Origin of the sequence: Aeromonas dhakensis (assembly GCF_000820305.1) — a bacterium.
Classification (GTDB): domain Bacteria; phylum Pseudomonadota; class Gammaproteobacteria; order Enterobacterales; family Aeromonadaceae; genus Aeromonas; species Aeromonas dhakensis.
In genome coordinates this window covers 112,700-134,492 of the sequence record NZ_CDBH01000029.1, presented here as the reverse complement: position 1 = coordinate 134,492, position 21,793 = coordinate 112,700, and the positions used below count along the sequence as shown (strand labels likewise).

Here is a 21,793-nt window from a genome sequence, read left to right as displayed (position 1 = left end):
CAGCAGTGGCTAATGGGCGATGCGCTATTTCATTTCAAGGAGAAGAAGATGCAAAGATGGTTGGGCGCCCTGCCCCTGTTGCTGTTGTTGTGGGGGCCGGCCCAGGCGGCCGATGTCGAGGCTGGCAAGGCCAAGGCCGCCGTATGCGCCGCCTGTCATGGGGCCGAAGGCAGGGCTCTGATCCCCAATTATCCCCATCTGGCGGGACAGAACGCCGCCTATCTGGTGAAACAGCTGAAGGCTTTCAAGGATGGCAGCCGCAAGGAACCTTTGATGGTGCCCTTCATGGCGCCGCTCACCGAGGCAGACATGGAGAACCTGGCAGCCTATTACGCCAGCTTGAAATAATTCATGGCGTCCGACCAACGGGCGCCACTCCCCTGATGTGCCGCACGGGCCTGAGTCTGCCGCGGCCGATGACGCCTTGCGAATCTCTCCTACCGACGGCAGTAGTCGATGATCAGGTCCATAAAGGCTTCGCCGAAGCGTTCCAGCTTGCGGTGACCGACGCCGTTGATCGCCAGCATCTCGTCTTCCGTCATCGGCATGAGCTGCGCCATCTCCACCAGAGTAGCGTCGTTGAACACCACGTAGGGCGGCACCTCTTCATCCTCGGCGATCTGCTTGCGCAGGGCGCGCAGCTCCTTGAACAACCGCTTGTCGTAGTTGGCGTTGTCGAGCAGACCGTTGCGCTTCTCCTTGCGGCTGGAGATGGGCTGCAGGCGGGGTACCGCCAATTCCAGCTTCACCTCGCCGCGCAGCACGGGGCGGGCCGCCTCGGTCAGCTGCAGCACCAGGTTGCGGGTGATGTTCTGGGTCAGTAACCCCTTGTGGATCAGCTGGCGGATGACACTCATCCAGTACTCGTGGCTCTGATCCTTGCCGATGCCGTAGGTCGAGAGCTTGTCGTGGCCGTGCTCCTTGATGCGCTGATTGAGCGAACCGCGCAGCACCTCCACCACATAACCTACCCCGAAGTTCTGACCCACCCGCCAGACGCAGGAGAGCGCCTTCTGGGCGTCTTCGGTGCCGTCATAGCTCTTGGGCGGATCGAGGCAGATGTCGCAGTTGCCGCACGGCTTGTCGTTGTATTCGCCGAAGTAGTTGAGCAGCACCTGACGGCGGCAGGTCTGCGCCTCGGCGAAGGCCGCCATCACGTTGAGCTTGTACTGCTCCACCTGCAACTGCTGGGGGTTTTCGATGTTGTCGAGCAGCCGACGCACCCGCCCGATGTCGGCGGGATCGTAGAGCAGCAGCGCCTCGGCCGGAGTGCCATCGCGGCCGGCGCGGCCGGTCTCCTGATAGTAGGATTCGATGTTCTTCGGGATATCGTAGTGCACCACGAAGCGCACGTTGGGCTTGTCGATGCCCATGCCGAACGCCACCGTCGCCACCACTATCTCGATGTCATCCTTGAGGAAGGCCTCCTGGGTCTGCTGGCGCAGCTCGAGCGGCAGACCGGCATGATAGGGGGCCGCCTTGCAGCCGTGACGGGAGAGCCGCTCGGCCACCTCCTCCACCCGGTTGCGGCTGGAGCAGTAGACGATGCCGCAGTTGCCCTTCTGGCTCTGCACGTAGCGCAACAGCTGCTCGGCCGCCTTGAACTTCTCCACCAGGCTGTAGCGAATATTGGGTCGGTCGAAGCTGGCAGTGTGGATAAAGGGATCCTGCAATTCCAGCCGGTGCAGCATGTCGCTGCGGGTCGCCTCATCGGCGGTGGCGGTGAGCGCCACCACGGGCACCTGGGGAAACCACTGCTTGAGCCGGCCCAGCGCCGCATACTCCGGCCGGAAGTCGTGCCCCCACTGGGAGACGCAGTGCGCCTCATCGATGGCGAACAGGCCGAGCGGCAACTCCGCCAGCCGATCCATGAATTCGTGCTGCAGCAGGCGTTCGGGGGAGACGTAGACGATTTTTATCTCGCCGCGCCGCATGGCGGCAAAGTTCTGGATCATCTCCTCCCGGCTCAGGGCCGAGTTGATATAGACCGCCGCCACCCCGTTGGCGCGCAGGCTGTCCACCTGATCCTTCATCAGCGAAATGAGGGGAGAGACCACCACCCCGAGCCCGGGCCGCAGCAGCGCCGGGATCTGGTAGCAGAGCGACTTGCCGCCGCCGGTGGGTTTGAGCACCAGCGCATCGCGCCCCGCCACTATCTGCTCGATGATCTCGAGCTGACCCGGCCGAAACTGCTGATAGCCGAACACCGCCTGCAACAGGGCAAGGGGGTTCTCTGGCTGAGGGTCAGGCAGGGTTTCGGCAATGACGGTCATGGGCTCTCCTTTGGGGTCGCCATTCTAAAGCAGCCGCCGCCCACAATAAACCTGCCATTGCGACTGTTAAGGAAGTGTTGCAGACTGGCTGGAGTTTTTACTCGGCTATGCCGACAGGGATTGGACTCAAGGAATGAAACAGATGCTCAAGAAGATGGCGCTCAGTGGCATTGCCAACCTGTTCGCCGAGAGGATGCCCTTCAACAAGCTGATCGGCATGCAGGTCACCCACTACGACTTCGACAAGGTGGAGTTGCGCATCAAGATGGAGGAGAAGCTGATCGGCAACCCCTTCCACAACATACTGCACGGCGGCGTCACCGCCAGCCTGCTCGACGTGGCCGGCGGCATGATAGTCGCCGCCTCCTGCATCGACGAGCTGGAAGACTTCTCCCCCAGCTACCTCAAGGAGCGCTTCTCCCGCCTCGGCACCATCGATCTCCGGGTCGACTACCTGCGGCCGGGGCGCGGCAACGAGTTCATCGCCACCGCCCACATCATCCGCGCTGGCAGCAAGGTCGCCGTTGCCCGCATGGAGCTGCACAACGAAGAGGGCACCCATATCGCCTTCGGTACCGGCACCTATCTGGTGGGCTGAACCCGCTCATTGCATAAAAACAGCGCTGCTAATCTGATTTTAATCATTAGAAACCTTGCCCCCTCTACCGCCACGGGGTTCATACTGAAAGTCGGGATTGTGTGCAGAGGGAGGATTGCAGGCGATGAGTGCGAAACTGGCCACCAAACCATCCAGAGCCTTGTTGAGGCAGCTCGAGTCCATGCTCGACGAGGTGCAGACACCCGAGTGTCGCCACTGGCTGGAACAGGAGCTTGAGGGATACTCTCTCTGTTCGCCCCTGCCCTGGTATCGCATCATAGCCTGTCGGCAACGCGGTCACTTCTTGGATCTGAAGACGGGAAAATACCTGACCTGTCACATCAACAGTCAAACGCTAAGCCAACGCGATCTGGCCCAGATTCAGTTCATCTATGCCCGTGAACCCGCCGCCCACTATTTGCTGCAACGCAATTCCGGTATTGAGCCCTGGCCAGAACAGCTGCTGGAAGATTATCAGGAGCAGCTGATCCCTGGCCATCTGTGCCTGCAAGCCTGGCATGAGCCCGTGTCTTCATTACGCGAACAACTGATGGAGGGAATAGAACATTTCATTAGTGAGTACCCCAAGCACGCGGCCTTGCAACCTCAACACAGCTTCAAGGCATTGCGGCATCAGCACTGGCATATCTAACAGGCGCCTGGCGCGCAAGGAGGGCACCATAGACAGAACCCAACGAGAGATTGCCACAATCTAGAATGCCGGAGTCAGGATCAGACTCCACCCTGGGCCACCGAGCGGTGGCCCTTTTATTGTCAGGTTCCAACAAACGAGACAGCGAGGCAGCGAGGCAGGAAAGCATCGCATACCATCGTACGACTGCCAGCGCTGGAGCCAGCCTCTGCTGAGGCGAAAGCCAAATGCGAAAAGGCCGCTCTATTGAGCGGCCTTTTCTAATGTGGTCGGTGTGAGAGGATTCGAACCTCCGACCCCTTCGTCCCGAACGAAGTGCGCTACCAAGCTGCGCTACACACCGATGTCTGCGGGACGGGAATTTACCGAAAGCCCCGACCCGACACAAGCCTTTTTTGCATTAAAAAGGAAAAAAAGTGCTGTTCGCTCAACTATTCAGCACTCTCCCCGCCGTTTTACCGAAATGCAGCCGGACTGTGACATTTCGCTAACCCAGCCTCAGGGCAGACGAAGCGACTCAGGCCCCAGCAACCGGCGTTGCCAATCCGCAATCGTGCCGTGCTCCAGCCAGTCCGCCGCATGCTTGCGCCAGTTGGGCGAGAGGGCCGGATTTTCCAGCAGCAACAGCAGGTCCGCCTCGTTGCGTAGCTGATTGAACAGGATATCGGCAGTACGCTTCACCGTGAGCTCAGGGTAGGGTCTGTCCACCAGCTCCAGTCGCTCCTGCGGCATCACCATCCCCTCTTCCAGCACCCGCAGCAACCAGCCGCAGCGGCCACTGAGCTGCATCACCTGCGACATCTGGCCATAGCCGAAACGCTGGTTGAGCTTGAAACAGGGGGATCTGGGCTGGCTTATCTGGATCAGCACCTCGCCGAGCCGATAGACATCGCCGATGCAGGCCTGCGCCTCGGTCAACCCGACCCCGGAGAGATTCTCGCCGAAGGCGGCGGGCTGCCAGGGGGTACGCGGGGCCGCCAAACCCAGCGCCATCTGCCAGTTGTGCCACCAGGGGTAGTGATCGGCGGGATAGTAGTGCAACGCCCGATCCGGGCCGCCATGGTGGCGCTGGTCGCACTGTTCGTCGCCCGCGAGACCGCTGACGCCGCACCAGAGCGGTATGGTGGTGGCTTGTTTGTGGATGGCACTGACAAGACCGGGAACCAGTTCGGCACCCTGGCCGCTAAAGATGGAGATCCGCATTCTCATCCTCCGGATTGACGAGAGAATGCGGATCTTATCATGTGAGGGGTCAGGCGACTGCCTGCATCTGGGTGGTCATGGCGATCTCGGCACGGCGGCGTTTCTCCGCCTTGGCCATCAGATACCAGCTGCCGAAGGTGAACAGCGATACCGACAGCAGGATCAGGCTGGCCACCGCGTTGATCTCGGGTTTCACCCCGAGCCGCACCGCCGAGAAGACCTCCATCGGCAGCGTGGTCGAGCCAGGGCCAGAGACGAAGCTCGCCAGCACCAGGTCATCCAGCGACAGGGCAAACGACATCATGCCGCCCGCCGCCAGAGAGGGGGCGATCATCGGAATGGTGATCAGGAAGAACACCTTCCAGGGTTTGGCCCCCAGATCCATGGCCGCCTCCTCGATGGAGAGATCCAGCTCCCGCAGCCGTGCCGACACCACGATCGCCACATAGGCGGTACAGAAGGTGGTGTGGGCTATCCAGATGGTCACCATGCCCCGCTCGGCAGGCCAGCCCACCAGCTGGGCCATGGCAACGAACAGCAGCAGCAACGACAGACCGGTGATCACCTCGGGCATCACCAACGGCGCCGTCACCATGCCGCCGAACAGGGTCCGACCGCGGAAGTGCGGGATCCGGGTCAGCACGAAGGCCGCCACCGTCCCCAGCGCCACCGCCGAGATGGCAGTGTAGAAAGCGATCTCCAGCGAACGCAACACGGAGCTGATCAACTGCTTGTTGTCGAGCAGGCCGAAGTACCACTTGAGCGACCAGCCCCCCCATACCGTCACCAGCTTGGAGGCGTTGAAGGAGTAGATCACCATGATGATCATGGGCAGGTAGATGAACAGCAGCCCCAGCCACAGCATCAGCTTGGCAAAACCGAAACGTCTCATCATGCCTTGCCCTCCAGCTCTTTGGCCTGGTTACGGTTGAACAGGATGATGGGGATGATCAGCACCGCCAACATCACCACCGCCAGCGCGGAGGCCACCGGCCAGTCGCGGTTGTTGAAGAACTCCTGCCACAGCACCTTACCTATCATCAGGGTCTCGGGGCCGCCCAGCAGCTCCGGAATCACGAACTCGCCCACCACCGGAATGAACACCAGCATGCAGCCGGCGATGATGCCGTTCTTGGAGAGCGGTACCGTGATCCGCCAGAACCGGGTCAGGTTGCGGGCGCCGAGGTCGGAGGCCGCCTCCAGCAGGCTCTGGTCATGCTTGACCAGGTTGGCGTAAAGCGGCAGCACCATGAACGGCAGGTAGGAGTAAACGATGCCGATGTAGACCGCCAGGTTGGTATTGAGGATCTGCAGCGGCTCATCGATGAGGCCGATGCCCATCAGCAGGCTGTTGAGCAGGCCGTTGTTGCTGAGAATGCCCATCCAGGCGTAGACCCGGATCAGGATCGCGGTCCAGGTCGGCATCATGATGAGCAGCAGCAGTACGGTCTGGGTCTCCTTGTTGGCCCGCGCAATGGAGTAGGCCATGGGATAACCGATCAGCAGGCAGAGAATGGTGCTGACCAGGGCCATCTTGAGGGAGCCGAGATAGGCCGCGATGTAGAGCTCATCCTCTCGCAGCAGCAGGTAGTTGCCCATGTTGAGCAGTATGGTGAGCTGATTGTCCGCCCAGCTCACCACGTCGGTGTAGGGCGGGATCGCCACGTCCGCTTCGGCGAAGCTGATCTTCACGACGATGATGAAGGGCAGCAGGAAGAACAGGAACAGCCAGAAGAACGGGATGCCGATCACCAGCTGCCGCCCCCCCAACGACTTCAGTCGTTTCAATGCCATCATGATTGCAGCACCACGCCGCTGTCATCTTCCCAGTAGAGGAACACCTGGTCATCCCAGGTCGGCCGCTTGCCGTGGCGTTCGGCGTTGGCGATGAAAGCCTGAACGATTTTGCCCGAGGGCAACTGGATGTAGTAAACCGAGTGACCGCCCAGATAGGCGATGTCGTAGACCTCGCCCTTGGTCCAGTTGAAGTCCGGATGCTCGATCTCCACCGGCTTTTGCAGGCTCATCAGCAGCTTTTCCGGCCGCAGGGCGTAGGTCACCTTCTTGTTCTCGGCGCGGGAGCTGATGCCATGGCCCACGTAGATGGGCTGCTCCAGATCGGCGCAGGCGATGGTGGCGTGGTCCTGCTCATCCTCCACCAGCAGGCCGTCAAACAGGTTGACGTTGCCGATGAACTCGCACACCAGCCGGCTGGCCGGGGTTTCGTAGATATCCATCGGGCTGCCGATCTGCTCGATGCAGCCCAGGTGCATGATGGCGATCCGCTCGGCCATGGTCATGGCCTCTTCCTGGTCGTGGGTCACCATGACGCAGGTAACCCCGACCCGTTCGATGATCTCGACCAGCTCCAGCTGCATCTGGGAACGCAGCTTCTTGTCGAGCGCCCCCATGGGCTCATCCAGCAACAGCAGCTTGGGCCGCTTGGCCAGCGAGCGCGCCAGCGCCACCCGCTGACGCTGGCCGCCGGAGAGCTGATGGGGCTTGCGGCGGGCATACTGGGTCATCTGCACCAGCTTGAGCATCTCCTCCACCCTGGCGTCGATCTCCGCCTTGGGCAGGTTGTCCTGCTTGAGACCGAACGCGATGTTCTGGGCCACCGTCATGTGGGGGAACAGGGCGTAGGACTGAAACATCATGTTGATGGGACGCTCATAGGGCGGCATGTCGGTGATGTCGACGCCGTCGAGGAACAGCCGCCCCTCGGTGGGGCGCTCGAACCCCGCCAGCATCCGCAGCAGGGTCGACTTGCCGGAGCCGGACCCGCCCAGCAGGGCGAAGATCTCGCCCTTGTGGATGTTGAGGGACACGTTGTCGACCGCCAGCGTTTCATCGAACTGCTTGCTTACCCTGTCTATCTTGACCAGCACTTCTTTGCGTTGCTGGCTGCCCTCGAGGGCTTTCTTGTAGGCACTGGAGGCTATCGCCATTACCAAACTCCCAAAGGTAATACCGGCCGGGGCCGATCCATAAAACAGTCTGGCGCCCCGGGACGGGCGCCAAGGTTAGGTTCCGGACTTGATCCTGGTCCAACTCCGGGTGATCAGACGCTGCACCGCACGGGGATGTGCCTGCTGCACATAGAGCCGTTCCAGCACCGCCTGGGGTGGATAGACGGATTCGTCTTCGCGCACGCGTTTCTCCATGAACTCTCCCGCCCTGCTGTTGGGGTTGGCATACCCCACGTAGTCGCTCACCTTGGCGATGACGTCAGGCTCGAGAATGTAGTTGATGAGGGCGTGCGCCTCTTTCACGTTGGTGGCATCGGCTGGGATCGCCATCATGTCGAACCAGAGGTTGCCCCCCTCCTTCGGAATGCTGTAGGCGATCTTGATCCCCTTGCCCGCCTCCTCGGCCCTCGCCGCCGCCTGCAGGATGTCGCCGGAGAAGCCGGCCGCCACGCAGATGTTGCCATTGGCGAGATCACCGATGTACTTGGAGGAGTGGAAGTAGGCCACGTAGGGGCGCACCTTGAGCAGCTGCTCTTCGGCACGCTTGAGGTCTGCCGGCTCATGGCTGTTGGGGTCGAGCCCCAGATAGTTGAGCGCCGCCGGGATCATCTCGTCCGCCGAATCGAGGAAGGCCACCCCGCAGTGGGAGAGCTTCTTCATGTTTTCCGGCTCGAAGATGGTCGCCCAGGAGTCGATCTTGTCGACCCCCAGCACCGCCTTGACCTTCTCGACGTTGTAACCGATGCCGTTGGTGCCCCACAGATAGGGCACGGCGTATTGATGGCCCGGATCCACCTTGTCGAGCTGCTTGAGCAGCACGGGATCCAGGTTGGCCAGATTGGGCAGCAGGGCGGGATCCAGCTTCTGGAAGGCCCCCGCCTTGATCTGCTTGGCCAGGAAATTGTTGGAGGGCACGACCAGATCGTAACCGGTACGGCCGGTCAGCAGCTTGCCTTCCAGCGTCTCGTTGGAGTCAAACACGTCATAGACGGTCTTGATCCCGGTCTTTTGCTGGAAGTCGCTGAGGGTGGTCTCGCCGATATAGTCGGACCAGTTGTAAAAATGAACCACAGGGGCTGCCTGGGTCAGATTTGCAAACCCCAGGGTCAGGGCCAGCGTAGCTATCTTGGTCATGTGCACTTACTCAGTCCTCTTTATGTGTGATTTGCCAGTGCGCATCCATACGCGCCGTCCAACCTGTCGGGTGGGTCACCACCCTCCCGGCCGAACTGCGGACCGGGAGGGGCACTCTTCACTTACTTGCCTGACTTGATCTTGGTCCAGCTACGAGTCATCAGACGCTGCACCTTGGCCGGCAGATCCGGGAAGGTGTAGATCTTCTTGAGGGTCTCGTCGCTCGGGTAGATGCCCGGATCGTTGCGGATCTTCTCGGACACCAGCGGCACGGAGGCCTTGTTCCCGCTCGGATAGCTGACGGCGTCGGAGATCTGGGCGATCACCTCGGGCTTCATCAGATAGTTCAGGAATACATGGGCCGCTTCCACGTTCTTGGCATCGGCCGGAATGGCCAGCATGTCGAAGAAGCTGCCTGCCCCCTCTTTCGGGATCACGTAGGTCAGATTGATGCCGTTCTTGGCCTCGATCGCCCGGGACTTGGACTGCTGCAAGTCACCGGAATAGCCGACCGCCACGCACAGGTTGCCGTTGGCCAGATCCGAAATGTACTTGGAGGAGTGGAAGTAGGCGGTGTAGGGACGGATGGAGAGGAACAGCTCCTCCGCCTTCTTCAGCTCGTCCGGCTTCTGGCTGTCCGGCTTGAAGCCCAGGTATTGCAGGGCGGCTGGCAGCATTTCAGTCGGCGAATCGAGGAAGGAGACACCGCACTCCTTCAACTTGGCCATGTTTTCCGGTTTGAACACCAGATCCCAGGAGTCCACCGGCGCCTTGTCACCCAGCACGGCTTTCACCTTCTCCGGGTTGTAGGCATAACCGATGGTGCCCCACAGGTAAGGAATGGAGTACTGGTTACCCGGGTCGCTCGGTTCGAGCGCCTTGAGCAACGAGGTATCCAGGTTTTGCCAGTTGGAGAGCTTGGACTTGTCCAGTTTCTGGAACACGCCCGCCTTGATCTGCTTGGCCAGGAAGGGGTTGGACGGCACCACGATGTCATAGCCCGAGCTGCCCGCCAGCAACTTGGCTTCCAGCACCTCGTTGCTGTCGAACACGTCGTAGACCACCTTGATGCCCGTCTCTTTCTGGAAGTCTTCCAGGGTGTTCGGCGCGATATAGTCGCTCCAGTTGTAGACGTGCAACACCTTGTCTTCGGCCATCGCCGCGCCGCTCATCATGACCAGCGCCACCGAGGCTGCAATCATTCCCGTTTTGAAAGACATCGTCCTTGTCTCCTAAGCAAATTGTATGCGCAAGCCAACCTGCCCGGCGCCCGCCTATCCCCGCAGCTTTGCCGCCGTCAGATCCAGACTGAGCCTGGCCAGATTGACCAATTCATCCACCTGTTCCTCGGTGATCACCAAGGGGGGCGATATGATCATGGTATCGCCGACCGCCCTCATCACCAAGCCATTGTTAAAGCAGAACTCCCGACAGGTCATACCGGCCTGCAGCTCAGCCGGGAAGCGGCTGTTGGTCTGCTTGTCCTGCACTATTTCCAGCGCGGCCACCAGGCCTTTGCCACGGGTTTCGCCCACCAGCGGATGGTCCGCCAGCTCCGCCCAGCGACGCTGCAAATAGGGGCCGATACTATCATGAACTCGCTTAACTATGCTTTCGTTTTGCATAAGCGTAATGTTGGCAATGGCCACGGCGCAGGCCACCGGATGACCGGAGTAGGTGAAGCCGTGGTTGAATTCGCCCCCCTCTTCCACCAGCACCTTGGCGACCCTGTCCCCCACCATCACGGCCCCCATCGGCAGGTAGCCGGAGGTGATCCCCTTGGCCAGGCACATGAGGTCCGGCTTGATACCGAAGCCTTCACTGGCGAACCAGTGACCGGTGCGGCCAAAGCCGCAGATCACCTCGTCGGCGATGAGCAGGATGCCGTACTTGTCGCAGATGCGCTGGATCTCCGGCCAGTAGCTGTCGGGCGGGATGATGACGCCGCCGGCGCCCTGGATCGGCTCGCCGATGAAGGCGGCCACCTTGTCCACCCCCAGCTCCAGAATCTTCTCCTCCAGCTGACGGGCACGAGCCAGGCCGAATTCGTGGGCGCTCATCCCCTGCCCTTCCCCGAAGTGATAGGGCTGATCGATGTGCACTATGCCGGGGATCGGCAACCCGCCCTGAGCGTGCATCCCCTTCATGCCACCCAGGCTGACCCCTGCCACGGTGGAGCCGTGGTAGGCGTTGTGGCGGCTGATGATCACCTGCTTCTCCGGCTGCCCCTTGCTGGCCCAGTAGTGGCGCACCATGCGCAGCACGGTATCGTTGCACTCGGAACCCGAGCCGGTGAAGAAGACGTGGTTGAGATGGGAGGGCGTCACTTCGGCCAGCAGGGTTGCCAGCTCGGCGGCAGGCGGGTGGCTGGTCTGGAAGAAGAGGTTGTAGTAGGGCAGTTGCTGCATCTGGCGGGTGGCGGCGTCCACCAGCTCCTGGCGGCCGTAGCCCAGGTTGACGCACCACAGACCCGCCATGCCATCCAGAATGCGCTTGCCTTCAGAGTCTTCCAGATAGACCCCCTCGGCACGGGTGATGATGCGGCTGCCTTTCTTGTTCAGCGCCTGAAAATCGGTAAACGGATGCAGGTGATGGCTGGCTTCCAGTTGCTGCCACTCACGGGTGGTGTGCTGCATTGCTTGCTCCTCGGTTCCTTCGATGTAAGCGATGTTTGTTCGTCAACGGATGAGGGAGGGGTGCTCCCCCACTCACGCGTGGGAGAGCCTGACCTTGGCCCCGGCATTGTCGATATGAGCGGGAACACCCTCGGGCGCTCCCGGCAGGCCGATGCGCGTCAAGCGCGCACCCGGGTCACACGTTCAGCAGCAGGAACTCCCGTTCCCAGCGGCTGATCACCCCGAAGTAGGTTTCATACTCCTTGCGCTTCACCGCCACGAAGGCGCGGGTAAAGCGCTCGCCCAGCATCTCCTTGATGGGATCGCACTGCTCCAGGTGGCTCAGCGCCTCCTCCAGCGAGCGGGGCAGGCTGTAGGGCAGCTCATAGGCGCTCGACTTCATCTCCGGCAGCGGCTCCAGCTTCTCCATCATGCCGAGGTAGCCGCAGGCCAGGGTGGCGGCCAGCGCCAGATAGGGGTTGGCATCGGCGCCGGCGAAGCGGTTCTCCACCCGGCGGGCGCTGGCCTCGGAGAAGGGCACCCGCAGCCCGCAGGTGCGGTTCTCCACCCCCCACTGGACGTTGCGCGGCGCGCTCTCGCCGAAGGTGAGGCGGCGGTAGGAGTTGACGTTGGGGGCCAGCAGCGCGGTCACCGCCGGGGTGTATTTCTGCAGGCCGGCGATGAAGTGCATGAACAGCTCGGAGTTGCCGCCGTTCTCAACCCCGAACAGGTTGCGACCGTTCTCATCTTCCAGACTCTGGTGAATGTGCATGGCGGAGCCGGGCTCGTCGCTCATCGGCTTGGCCATGAAGGTGGCGTAAATCCCGTGGCGGTGGGCCGCCTCGCGCATGGTACGCTTGAACAGGAACACCTGGTCGGCCAGATCGATGGCATCCCCGTGCAGGAAGTTGATCTCCATCTGGGCGGCACCGGACTCGTGGATCAGGGTGTCCACCTCCAGCTCCTGCGCCTCGCAGTAGTCGTACATGTCCTCGAAGATGGGGTCGAATTCGTTGACCGCGTCGATGCTGAACGACTGGCGGGCCGTCTCGGGGCGACCGTTGCGGCCGGTGGGCGGCACCAGCGGATAGTCGGGATCTTCGTTGCGCTTGACCAGGTAGAACTCCAGCTCGGGGGCCACCACCGGCTTCCAGCCCTGCTTCTCGTAAAATGACAGAACCCGACGCAGCACGGAGCGCGGCGCTATGTCGATCAGCTTGCCATTGATGTCGAAACAGTCGTGGATCACCTGGGCGGTGGGCTCCAGTGCCCAGGGTACGAAACGAATGGTGTTGGGATCGGGATAGAGCTGCATGTCCCGCTCCAGCGGGTCGATCATGCTGTCGTCATCCGGATACTCGCCGGTCACCGTCTGGGTGAAGATGACCTCGGGCAGGCGCATGCCCCCTTCGCGCAGAAACTTGTTGGCTGGAATGATCTTGCCTCGGGCATTACCGGTGAAATCCGGAAACAGGCACTCCACTTCCGTGATGCGATTGCTCTCCATCCAGCCCTTGATACTGTCCATGTTAAACCCCGACTCTACGGTTGCCATTGGCAAGGGTGTCTAATATATGGAACACCCTTGTTATCAAATTGTAATCAACACCACCATAAAAGCCCGCCATCAGGGGCAATGTCAAGCAGTGGTGTTTAAAAAACTATAAATAACGGCGCATATAATGACCATGGCGGGGACAAATACTAAACACCCTGTCATGGTAACGACTCACTGCAAAGCCGGTGCCAACGAGGCGTGTTACCCCCGTATGTTCTCAGTCAGACCCTGTCGGAATCGGGCCATTTTTTTGCAAGGGCGCACAATCCTTGTCCTCTTTGCTTTGCATGCCTGCATTTTTTTGGTACAAGGCCCGCCCTGATTTGCACTCTCCTGCATGGATTTGGTGCAAATACAGGACACAGGGCTTGGTCTGCAGGCAGACAGCCCCCATAAACAGGGATAATTGGGTTAGTAAACTGACTGGTAGTAAATCGTATGTGTGATTTCATGACTGAAGACCAACTGGCCTTTTACAAGGGACAGATCGAGGGGCAGATCGTCGAGCTCGAAGAACGTCTCAACTCCCAGGCCAGCCAGGCCATCGCCACCGATACCAACGAGATGGCTGATGAAATTGACCGTGCCAGCATCGAGGAAGCCCGCCGTCTGGAGCTGAACCGCATCGAGCATGACAAGCTGCATCTGCGCAAGCTGCGTGGTGCGCTCAAGCGCATCAGCGAAGGGGATTTCGGTTACTGCGAATCCTGCGGTGACGAGATCTCCCTCAAGCGGCTGCAGGCGCGTCCCGAGTCCCGCTTCTGCGTCGAATGCCAGAGTACCAAGGAGTTCAACGATACCCACGTGTATCGTCGCGTCGCCTGACGCCTCCCGGCACCGTCACTGGCGCTCGCCGGCGGGATGACGAGCAGGCCCCTGTCTGCCTCGATGCAGGCGGGGTTCCCTGCCTCGTCGCTCCCCGTTCCACGGCGGCGCAGCAACAGAGTGACAAGTTCTGTTAGACTCCGGGCAAGCCCCGGAATCTACAGGAGAGCAGAGAGTGAAATGGTTCCTCAAACTGTGCTTGTGTCTGCCGTTGCTGGCACAAGCACAGACCCTCACGGTCAAGGTGCCCAGCCGACCGATCAATGACCTCGACAAAGAGTACCAGCTCAAGTTGCTGGAACTGGCCCTCACCCATGCCGACCAGCCGTTTCGCATCCAGCAGGTCGAACTCAACCTCAACCAGTACAGCCTGCAGCAGCAGCTCAGCAAGGGCAAAACCATCAATGTGTTCTGGATGGGAACCTCCAGCGCCCTCGAATCCTCCCTCATCGCCGTGCCGATCCCGTTGTTTCGCGGTCTGGAAGGGCTGCGGCTCTCTTTCATCCACGCCGATGCCCAGGAGAAGTTCAACCAGATCAACTCGCTGGCCGATCTCAAGAAGCTGAAGGCGGCGCAAGGGGTGGGCTGGGCCGACAACAAGATCCTGGAGAACGCGGGCATCCCCACCTATTCGGGGCGCTACAGCAACCTGTTTCGGCTGATCAACGACGGTGACAAGCTGGACTTCTTCCCGCGCAACCTGGTGGAGATCTTCGCCGAGCGCAGCGAGCTGGTGGCGCAATACCCCAACCTGGTCATCGATCAGCATCTGCTGATCCGCTACCCCTTCGCCGAGTTCTTCTTCGTCAGTCCCGAGGCGCCGAAACTGGCCAAGGCGATTCAGACCGGGCTTGAGCGGGCCTATGCCGACGGCAGCTTCATGAAATTCTTCCGGGAGAACCCCAAGATCCGCGAGGCGCTGGCCAGTGCCAAGCTCGACCAGCGGGTCACCATCGCCCTGCCCAATCCCGACATGACACCCTTGCTCAAGAGCATTCCGGCCCAATATTGGGAGTATCCCCCGCAGGGATAACGAATCGGCCACCTCACAACGAGGTGGCACACACAGCGCGCCAGGGAGGTGCCATGAAGGGAATCGAGGAGTGGTTTGAACTGTACGGCCAGAGCCACCAACACCCGGTCAATGTGGCGATCCACAAGCTGGCGGTACCCGGCATCTATCTCTGTGCCCTGGCCCTGCTCTGGTGCCTGCCAGCCGGGCCGCTGCCGCCGTCGCTCAACTGGGCCGCGCTGGTCGCCATCCCGGTGCTGGCCTTCTACCTGCGGCTGTCGTTTGCGCTGTTCGTGGGGATGGTGGTGCTGACCGCGCTGGGCTTGGTCGCTTGCCACAGCTGGCAGGGCCCGCTGCTGTGGCCGGCACTGGCCGGGTTCGTGCTGCTCTGGATAGCCCAGTTCGTCGGTCACAAGATCGAGGGCAAGCGCCCCTCCTTCCTTGCCGACCTGCAATTTCTGCTTATCGGCCCCGCCTGGGTGCTGGCCAGCCTCTATCGTCGTTTGGGCATTCCCTACTGAGGGAAGCCAACAGGAGAGACCATGAGATACCGTTACACCCTTGCTCGCGCCCTGCCGCTGCTGCTGGGCGCATTGATTGCCGGCCCGGCACTGGCCGACAAGGCCGACCCCGTCGGCGAGGTGAGCACCGCCTTCAAGCTGTTTGGCCCCAACCACAAGATCCTGGTGGAGGCGTTCGACGACCCGCGCATCGACGGCGTCGCCTGCTATCTGGCGCGCCCCAAGACCGGCGGCGTCAAGGGCGGACTCGGGCTGGCGGAAGACCCCTCCCATGCCTCCCTCTCGTGCCACCAGATTGGTCCCATCACCCTGCCTGCCAAGCTGAAGGCAGGGGAAGAGGTGTTCGACGTCAGCACCTCGCTGGTGTTCAAGGAGCAGAAAGTGGTGCGCTTTTACGATCAAAAGCGCAACGCCCTGGTCTATCTGACTTACAGCACCAAGCTGGTGGATGGTTCTTACAAGAGTGCGGTCAGCGCCGTGCCCATCATGCCATGGGGCTGAATTCCCACCATTTATCCCGTGATGACGACCCATATTTGTTGTAATTTAACTACATCATTATCTACGGAGAGCGCACCATGAGAGTCGCCGTTTTCAGTACCAAGAGCTACGACAAAGAGCACTTCAATCAGGCCAACAGCCAGTACGGTTATGAACTGGAGTTCTTCGACGTGCGGCTGGAGGCCAAGACTGCCCGGCTGGCCCACGGCTTCCCCGTGGTGTGCCTGTTCGTCAACGATGATGCCGACCGCGAGGTGCTGACCGAGCTGGCCACCAACGGCACCAGGGTGATCGCCCTGCGCTGTGCCGGCTACAACAACGTGGATCTGGCCGCCGCCAAGGAGCTGGGGCTGAAGGTGGTGCGAGTGCCCGCCTACTCCCCGGAAGCGGTCGCCGAACACGCGGTGGGCCTGATGATGACCCTCAACCGTCGCATCCACAAAGCCTATCAGCGCACCCGCGATGCCAACTTCTCGCTGGAGGGGCTGGTCGGCTTCAACATGCACGGCCGCACCGCCGGCATCATCGGCACCGGCAAGATCGGCATCGCCACCCTGCGCATCCTCAAGGGCTTCGGCATGCGCCTGCTGGTGAGCGATCCCTATCTGAACCAGGCGGCCATCGATCTGGGCGCCGAGTACGTGGATCTCGATACCCTGTTCCGCCAGTCCGATGTCATCAGCCTGCACTGCCCGCTGTTCAAGGAGAACTACCACCTGCTGAACAAGGAGGCGTTCGCCAAGATGAAGGACGGGGTGATGATCATCAACACCAGCCGGGGCGGCCTGCTCGACTCCAACGCCGCCATCGAGGCGCTCAAGACCGCCCGTATCGGCGCGCTGGGGCTGGACGTCTACGAGGAGGAGGAGGATCTCTTCTTCGCCGACAAGTCCAACGAGGTGATCACCGATGACGTGTTCCGCCGCCTGTCGGCCTGCCACAACGTGCTGTTCACCGGTCACCAGGCCTTCCTGACCCGCGAGGCGCTGCACGCCATCGCCGACACCACCCTCAGCAACATCCGCGCCATCGACAGTCAGGGCCGCTCTGACAACGAGGTGGAATAAGGGGCCTCCCCTGCCCCTCAGCGGTTCATTGCCGTGCGCCGGGTTGTGAGACCCGGCGCCTTCGGGTAGGCTACCAGCCCTTTTTTGCTCAGGAGTCTGGCTGCCCATGTTTATCGGATTTGATTACGGTACCTCCAACTGTGCCGTCGCCGTGATGGAACAAGGCAGCCCCCGGCTGCTGAACCTGAGCGGTGCCCACTACCTTCCCTCCACCCTGCACGCCCCCCATCGGGATGCCATCGCCGGCCTGCTGGCCGAAGGGCTGGCGCCTGCCCAGCAGAGCGAGTACCTCAAGCTGCGCGGCCCCGTGGTAACCCGGGCCCAGGCGGTACGCCGCCAGATGCGCGAAGAGGGGCTGATCGACGAGCTCAGCTTCGGCGCCGCGGCGCTGGAGCGCTACCTGGAAGAGCCGGACGACGGCTACTACATCAAGTCGCCCAAATCCTTCCTCGGCGCCTACGGCCTCAAGGCACCGCAGATCGCCCTGTTCGAAGACATCGTCTGCGCCATGATGCTGCACGTGCGGCGCGAGGCGGAGCAGCAGCTCGGCGCGCCGATTCGCCGGGCCGTGGTTGGCCGCCCGGTCAACTTCCAGGGGTTGGCGGGGGAAGAGAGCAACCGTCAGGCCATCGCCATCCTGAGCGAGGCGGCGCGCCTCGCCGGATTCGAGCAGGTGGAGTTTCTCTATGAGCCGGTGGCGGCTGGCTTCGAATTCGAGGCCCGCCTCAACGAGGATGCGGTGGTGCTGGTGGTGGACATCGGCGGCGGTACCACCGACTGTTCGGTGCTGCGGATGGGCCCGAGCCATCGTGCCCAGCTCGATCGCAGCGGCGATCTGCTCGGCCACAGCGGTCAGCGCATCGGCGGCAACGACTTCGACATCCGGCTGACGGTGGAGGGCATGATGCCGCTGCTCGGCATGCACGAGACCCTCAAGACCGGCAAGCCGCTGCCCCACCCGCTGTTCTGGGACGCCGCCGCCATCAACGACGTCAGCGCCCAGAGCCGTTTCTACAGCCTGGAGACGGGCCGCCAGCTGCAGGATCTGCAGCTCGACAGCCTGCCCGGCAGCAAGCTGGGGCGCCTTGCCAGCCTGCGTGCCCACAAGCTGAGCCACCAGCTGGTGTGGCGCGCCGAGCAGGGCAAGATCGCCCTCTCCCAGGAGGAGTCGGCCCAGCAATCTCTGGCCGAGCTGGAGCGCGGGCTGACGGCCGAGCTCAGGCGCGATCAGCTGGCCAGCGCCTCCACCCCGCTGCTGGAGAAGATCGGTGAGCTGATGGACGAAGCCATTGCCGCCGCCGGCGTCCAGCCGGACCGGGTCTTCATCACCGGCGGCAGCGCCCGCTCGCCCCTCATCCAGGCCTTCATCCGCCAGAAGCTGCCCCAGGTACCGCTGGAAGGGGGCGATGACTTCGGCTCGGTCGCCTCCGGTCTGGCCCGTTACGCCGAGCGGCTGTTCGGCAACTGACGCCCCGGCGAGGGTGCCAGCGACGACGCAGGCACCCTTTGCAAGGCCGGTGTTGCCATTTAACGACACAGGCCCAATCCGCGGGACGACAGAAGCGGTCGGGGGCACTCCCCCTTGCCCTGCCTGGGGGGCCGCACAGAGGGTATGCTTGTCACTCCCACTACCGGAGCCCTTTCATGCCCAGATTCTTGCTACTGCTGCTCGCCCTGCTTCTGCTCAGCGCCTGCAGCAGTACTCCCCGCTTTGCCTCGCAAGACCTGCAGCACCACCACTGGGTGCTCGACAAGCTGGATGGCCAATCCGTCACCGCGGCGCGAGACAATCCGCCCGATTTCGAGATAGGTGAGCACTTCACCGTCAACGGCATCGCCGGTTGCAACCGCTACTTCGGTCAGGGCCACCTCGAGGGGAACAAGTTCTGGGTGACCAGTCTGGGCAGCACAGAGATGGCCTGCCAGGCCCCGCTCGATGCGGTGGAGCAGGCGGTGCTGACCACCCTCACCGAAGGGGCCACCCTGGATGGCACCACCCAGACCCTGATCCTGCAGGGAAAACGGCATCGTTTGGAATACACCCTGCGCGACTGGGTGCTGTAACCCCCCCTTCGCATCACAAAGCCGGATCACAAACAGGAACATGTGCCCCGCCTGTGGCACAATATGAGGCAGTGCTCGCAATGGAGGCTGCCTCAGCCATGTCGATGGACCGTCTGTTTGACAAGATCAAACAACTCCCCACTATTCCACAGCTGCTGCATGAGTTGATGCAGAGCTTCAGCGATGAAAATGCCCGCATCGACCAGATCGCGGCCAAGATCGCCATGGATCAGGTGATCAGCGTCAAGGTGCTGCGGATGGCCAACTCGGCCGCCCTGCGCCGCGGCAACGAAGTCACCTCCATCGAACAGGCGGTGATCCGCCTCGGTTTCAACCGGTTGCGCTCCGTGGTGGTCGCCTCCGGCATCATCGGCAGCTTCAAGGCCCCTCCCAGCTTCGACAAGAACAAGTTCTGGACCGAGACCTTCCAGGTCGCCACCATCGCCAAGACGCTGGCCCAGGAGGCCAAGGTGCTCGACCCCGAGACCGCCTTCACCTGCGCCCTCATCCACAACATCGGCGAGCTGCTGATCCAGAGCACATTGCCGGAAGAGGCGGAGCTCATCAATCTGGCGATCCAGAAAGGGAGCAGCCGGGTCGAGGCCCAGCGCGAGATGCTGGGGTACGACTACGCCCAGCTCGGTGCCGAGCTGGCACGGCGCTGGAACCTGTCGGAGGCCTTCGTTGACGCCATCTCCCAGCAGCTGGATCCCCTCTCCCACGATCCGGTCAGCAAGGAGGCGGTACTGATCCGCCTGGCGGTCTTCATCTCCTTCGCCTGGAACGCCGGGGTGCCGGCCCAGGCCATCATAGCCCGCTTCCCCAAGCCGCTGGCCGACCAGCTGGGACTGGATCCCAAGTCCCTCGCCGGTCAGCTCGAAACACTGCATGAACAGGGTAATGCCCTCGCCGATCTTCTGACTCAATAAGCATCATGACCCATCCGTTTCTGTTCCATCCCCAGGTGGCGCCCTGGTTCAAAGAGAGCGCCGACGCCCTGCAACTCACCCTGTTCAGCGAGCTGGACGCGCCGATCCGCGAGGTGTGGCTGCGCCACGAGCCGGACAACGAGGAGTATCTGGTGCCGATGACGGCGGTCTCCACCCGCGATCGGCTGCAGGTATGGCAGGGCACCCTGCCGCTTCACAAGGGGCAGGATATCCACCTCTACTGTTTCAAGTGTCTCACCGACGAGGAGCAGTGGTGGCTGCACGGTGCCGGCGTCAGCTCGGCCATGCCGCCGCGGGAACAGCATTTTCGCTTCAACAGCCTGCACCAGCCGCCGGCCTGGGTGCAGGATCAGGTGTTCTACCAGATCTTCCCGGACCGCTTCTGCAACGGCGACCCGTCCCTCAGCGTCAAACATCACGAATACGAGTACCGCGGCAAGGCGGTCATCAGCAAGGCGTGGGGCGAGCCGGTCAGCCGCCACGAAGAGGGGCACGGCGCCTGCGAGTTCTACGGCGGCGACCTGGCGGGCATCGATGCCAAGCTGCACTACCTGCAGTCCCTCGGGGTGACGGCGCTCTACCTCAACCCCATCTTCGACTCGCCGAGCAACCACAAGTACGACACCCAGGACTACTTCAAGGTGGATGCGCATCTGGGCACCAACGCCCAGTTTGCCGAGCTGACCCGCAACCTGCACCAGCGCGGCATGAAGATCATCCTGGATGCGGTGGTCAACCACACCTCCACCGAGCACCCCTGGTTCTGCCCCCCGCTGGGGGCCCAGCGCAACCCGGACTCGCCGTGGCGCAGCTTCTACACCTTTGACAGCGAAGGGGATTACGTCAGCTGGAAGGGCATCCGCAGCCTGCCCAAGCTCGACTTCTCCAGCGAACAGGTGCAGGACGCCATCTACCGCGCCGACGACGCCATCCTGCGCTACTGGATGCGCGCCCCCTACCAGATCGATGGCTGGCGCTTCGACGTCATCCACATGCTGGGGGAACGCGGCACCGCCGAGGGCAACCGCGGCCACGTGCGCGCCATTCGCTGCGCGGTGAAGCAGGAGAACCCGGACGCCTACGTGCTGGGCGAACACTTCTTCGAGGCGAGCCAGTGGCTGCAGGGGGATCAGGAGGATGGCGCCATGAACTACTACGGCTTCGCCCACCCGATCCGCGCCTTCCTGGCCGGCCAGGACATCGCCTACCACCCTATCAAGATCAGCGCCGAGGAGCTGGATCGCTGGCTCAAGCTGGCGCGGGCCCACATCCCGTTCAAGAACCAGCTGGCCCAGTTCAACCTGCTGGACAGCCACGATACCGCCCGCTTCCTCCATCTGCTGGGGGAGGACAAGCAGCGGATGCGGCTCGCCGCCACCCTGCTGCTCACCTATATCGGCGTGCCGTCCATCTACTACGGCGACGAGGTGGGGCTCTCTGGCGGCAACGATCCGGACTGCCGCCGCTGCTTCCCGTGGGAGACCACCGCCTGGGACCATGTGCTGCACGACCACTACCGCCGGCTGATCCAGATCCGCCGGCAACGTCCGGCCCTGCGCCGCGGCGACATCCAGACCCTCTATGCCGGCCCCCACAGCTATGTGTTCGCCCGCACCCTGCAAAGCGATCAGGTGGTGGTGGCCTGCAACAGTCACCCCAGCGAGCCGCGCACCATCAGCCTGCCCCTGTGGCAGACCGCGAGCCCGGCCAGCCGCTTCACAGACGCCTTCAACGGCGACAAATTCGAAGTGGTGCAGGGAGAAATACAGCTCACCATCCCCGCCAACTCGGCCAGAGTGTTGCTCTCCAGCTAGGCGTCAAAAAAGCGGAACCCCTGTGTTCCGCTTTTTG

General features: G+C 62.1%; 21 protein-coding genes and 1 tRNA gene. 12 read left to right on the top strand and 10 right to left on the bottom strand.

Annotated elements, in window-relative coordinates; all coding sequences use genetic code 11:
- Positions 1-48 precede the first annotated feature (48 nt).
- Positions 49-348 (top strand): c-type cytochrome, encoded by a 300-nt coding sequence (locus tag BN1143_RS06720; RefSeq protein WP_024942072.1) that lies wholly within the window; start codon positions 49-51, stop codon positions 346-348.
- A gap of 89 nt (positions 349-437) precedes the next feature.
- Here BN1143_RS06720 and recQ read toward each other — a convergent pair whose 3' ends face one another.
- A complete protein-coding gene (gene recQ, locus BN1143_RS06715) occupies positions 438-2,273 on the bottom strand; it encodes an ATP-dependent DNA helicase RecQ (protein ID WP_042050079.1) in 1,836 nt (611 codons plus the stop codon).
- A 133-nt stretch (positions 2,274-2,406) separates the two neighbouring features.
- Here recQ and BN1143_RS06710 point away from each other — a divergent pair, with 133 nt between their 5' ends.
- Both BN1143_RS06710 and BN1143_RS06705 read left to right on the top strand, forming a co-directional pair.
- Positions 2,407-2,871, top strand: a complete 465-nt coding sequence (locus BN1143_RS06710) for a thioesterase family protein (protein ID WP_029306122.1) — start codon at positions 2,407-2,409, stop codon at positions 2,869-2,871.
- A gap of 124 nt (positions 2,872-2,995) precedes the next feature.
- Positions 2,996-3,523, top strand: coding sequence for an AbiTii domain-containing protein (locus BN1143_RS06705; protein ID WP_005306599.1), 528 nt, complete (start codon positions 2,996-2,998; stop codon positions 3,521-3,523).
- A gap of 266 nt (positions 3,524-3,789) precedes the next feature.
- Here BN1143_RS06705 and BN1143_RS06700 read toward each other — a convergent pair.
- From BN1143_RS06700 to BN1143_RS06660, 9 genes are all read right to left on the bottom strand, one after another.
- A tRNA-Pro gene (locus BN1143_RS06700) sits at positions 3,790-3,866 on the bottom strand.
- Positions 3,867-4,021: 155 nt separating this feature from the next.
- Positions 4,022-4,726, bottom strand: a complete 705-nt coding sequence (locus BN1143_RS06695; RefSeq protein WP_042050078.1) for an MOSC domain-containing protein — start codon at positions 4,724-4,726, stop codon at positions 4,022-4,024.
- A gap of 49 nt (positions 4,727-4,775) precedes the next feature.
- Positions 4,776-5,621 carry an ABC transporter permease subunit gene (locus tag BN1143_RS06690; RefSeq protein ID WP_010635772.1) on the bottom strand — a complete coding sequence of 282 codons (846 nt, stop codon included), beginning with the start codon at positions 5,619-5,621 and terminating at the stop codon, positions 4,776-4,778.
- On the bottom strand, positions 5,618-6,523 hold the full coding sequence (locus BN1143_RS06685; protein ID WP_010635771.1) for an ABC transporter permease subunit: 906 nt from the start codon (positions 6,521-6,523) through the stop codon (positions 5,618-5,620). Before BN1143_RS06685 ends, BN1143_RS06690 begins: the two co-directional genes overlap by 4 nt.
- Positions 6,520-7,674 (bottom strand): polyamine ABC transporter ATP-binding protein, encoded by a 1,155-nt coding sequence (gene potA / locus BN1143_RS06680; RefSeq protein WP_005306611.1) that lies wholly within the window; start codon positions 7,672-7,674, stop codon positions 6,520-6,522. Before potA ends, BN1143_RS06685 begins: the two co-directional genes overlap by 4 nt.
- A 75-nt stretch (positions 7,675-7,749) precedes the next feature.
- Entirely contained in the window at positions 7,750-8,829 is a 1,080-nt protein-coding gene (locus BN1143_RS06675; RefSeq protein WP_005306614.1) for a polyamine ABC transporter substrate-binding protein, read from the bottom strand.
- A gap of 122 nt (positions 8,830-8,951) precedes the next feature.
- Positions 8,952-10,049, bottom strand: coding sequence for a polyamine ABC transporter substrate-binding protein (locus tag BN1143_RS06670; RefSeq protein ID WP_005306618.1), 1,098 nt, complete (start codon positions 10,047-10,049; stop codon positions 8,952-8,954).
- A gap of 54 nt (positions 10,050-10,103) precedes the next feature.
- Positions 10,104-11,465: an aspartate aminotransferase family protein gene (locus BN1143_RS06665; protein ID WP_042050077.1), complete on the bottom strand. Its 1,362-nt coding sequence runs from the start codon at positions 11,463-11,465 to the stop codon at positions 10,104-10,106.
- Positions 11,466-11,640: 175 nt separating this feature from the next.
- Complete coding sequence (locus BN1143_RS06660; protein ID WP_017764859.1) at positions 11,641-12,972, bottom strand: glutamine synthetase family protein; 1,332 nt, start codon at positions 12,970-12,972, stop codon at positions 11,641-11,643.
- 468 nt (positions 12,973-13,440) lie between these two features.
- On the opposite strand from BN1143_RS06660, the gene BN1143_RS06655 reads away from it, so the two are divergent.
- The 9 genes from BN1143_RS06655 to malZ all read left to right on the top strand — a co-directional run bounded on the left by BN1143_RS06655 (position 13,441) and on the right by malZ (position 21,756).
- Entirely contained in the window at positions 13,441-13,827 is a 387-nt protein-coding gene (locus BN1143_RS06655) for a TraR/DksA family transcriptional regulator (RefSeq protein WP_042050076.1), read from the top strand.
- A 175-nt stretch (positions 13,828-14,002) separates the two neighbouring features.
- On the top strand, positions 14,003-14,860 hold the full coding sequence (locus BN1143_RS06650; RefSeq protein WP_024942065.1) for a hypothetical protein: 858 nt from the start codon (positions 14,003-14,005) through the stop codon (positions 14,858-14,860).
- A gap of 53 nt (positions 14,861-14,913) precedes the next feature.
- Positions 14,914-15,360 (top strand): Mpo1 family 2-hydroxy fatty acid dioxygenase, encoded by a 447-nt coding sequence (locus BN1143_RS06645; protein ID WP_042050074.1) that lies wholly within the window; start codon positions 14,914-14,916, stop codon positions 15,358-15,360.
- A gap of 21 nt (positions 15,361-15,381) precedes the next feature.
- Complete coding sequence (locus BN1143_RS06640; protein ID WP_042005633.1) at positions 15,382-15,861, top strand: CreA family protein; 480 nt, start codon at positions 15,382-15,384, stop codon at positions 15,859-15,861.
- 77 nt (positions 15,862-15,938) lie between these two features.
- Positions 15,939-16,928, top strand: a complete 990-nt coding sequence (locus tag BN1143_RS06635; protein WP_042050073.1) for a 2-hydroxyacid dehydrogenase — start codon at positions 15,939-15,941, stop codon at positions 16,926-16,928.
- Between the two features lie 106 nt (positions 16,929-17,034).
- Entirely contained in the window at positions 17,035-18,396 is a 1,362-nt protein-coding gene (yegD, locus tag BN1143_RS06630; RefSeq protein ID WP_010635764.1) for a molecular chaperone, read from the top strand.
- Positions 18,397-18,572: 176 nt separating this feature from the next.
- Complete coding sequence (locus BN1143_RS06625; protein ID WP_042050072.1) at positions 18,573-18,992, top strand: META domain-containing protein; 420 nt, start codon at positions 18,573-18,575, stop codon at positions 18,990-18,992.
- 80 nt (positions 18,993-19,072) lie between these two features.
- A complete protein-coding gene (locus tag BN1143_RS06620; RefSeq protein ID WP_017764864.1) occupies positions 19,073-19,921 on the top strand; it encodes an HDOD domain-containing protein in 849 nt (282 codons plus the stop codon).
- A gap of 5 nt (positions 19,922-19,926) precedes the next feature.
- Entirely contained in the window at positions 19,927-21,756 is a 1,830-nt protein-coding gene (gene malZ, locus BN1143_RS06615; RefSeq protein WP_042050071.1) for a maltodextrin glucosidase, read from the top strand.
- Positions 21,757-21,793: the final 37 nt, after the last annotated feature.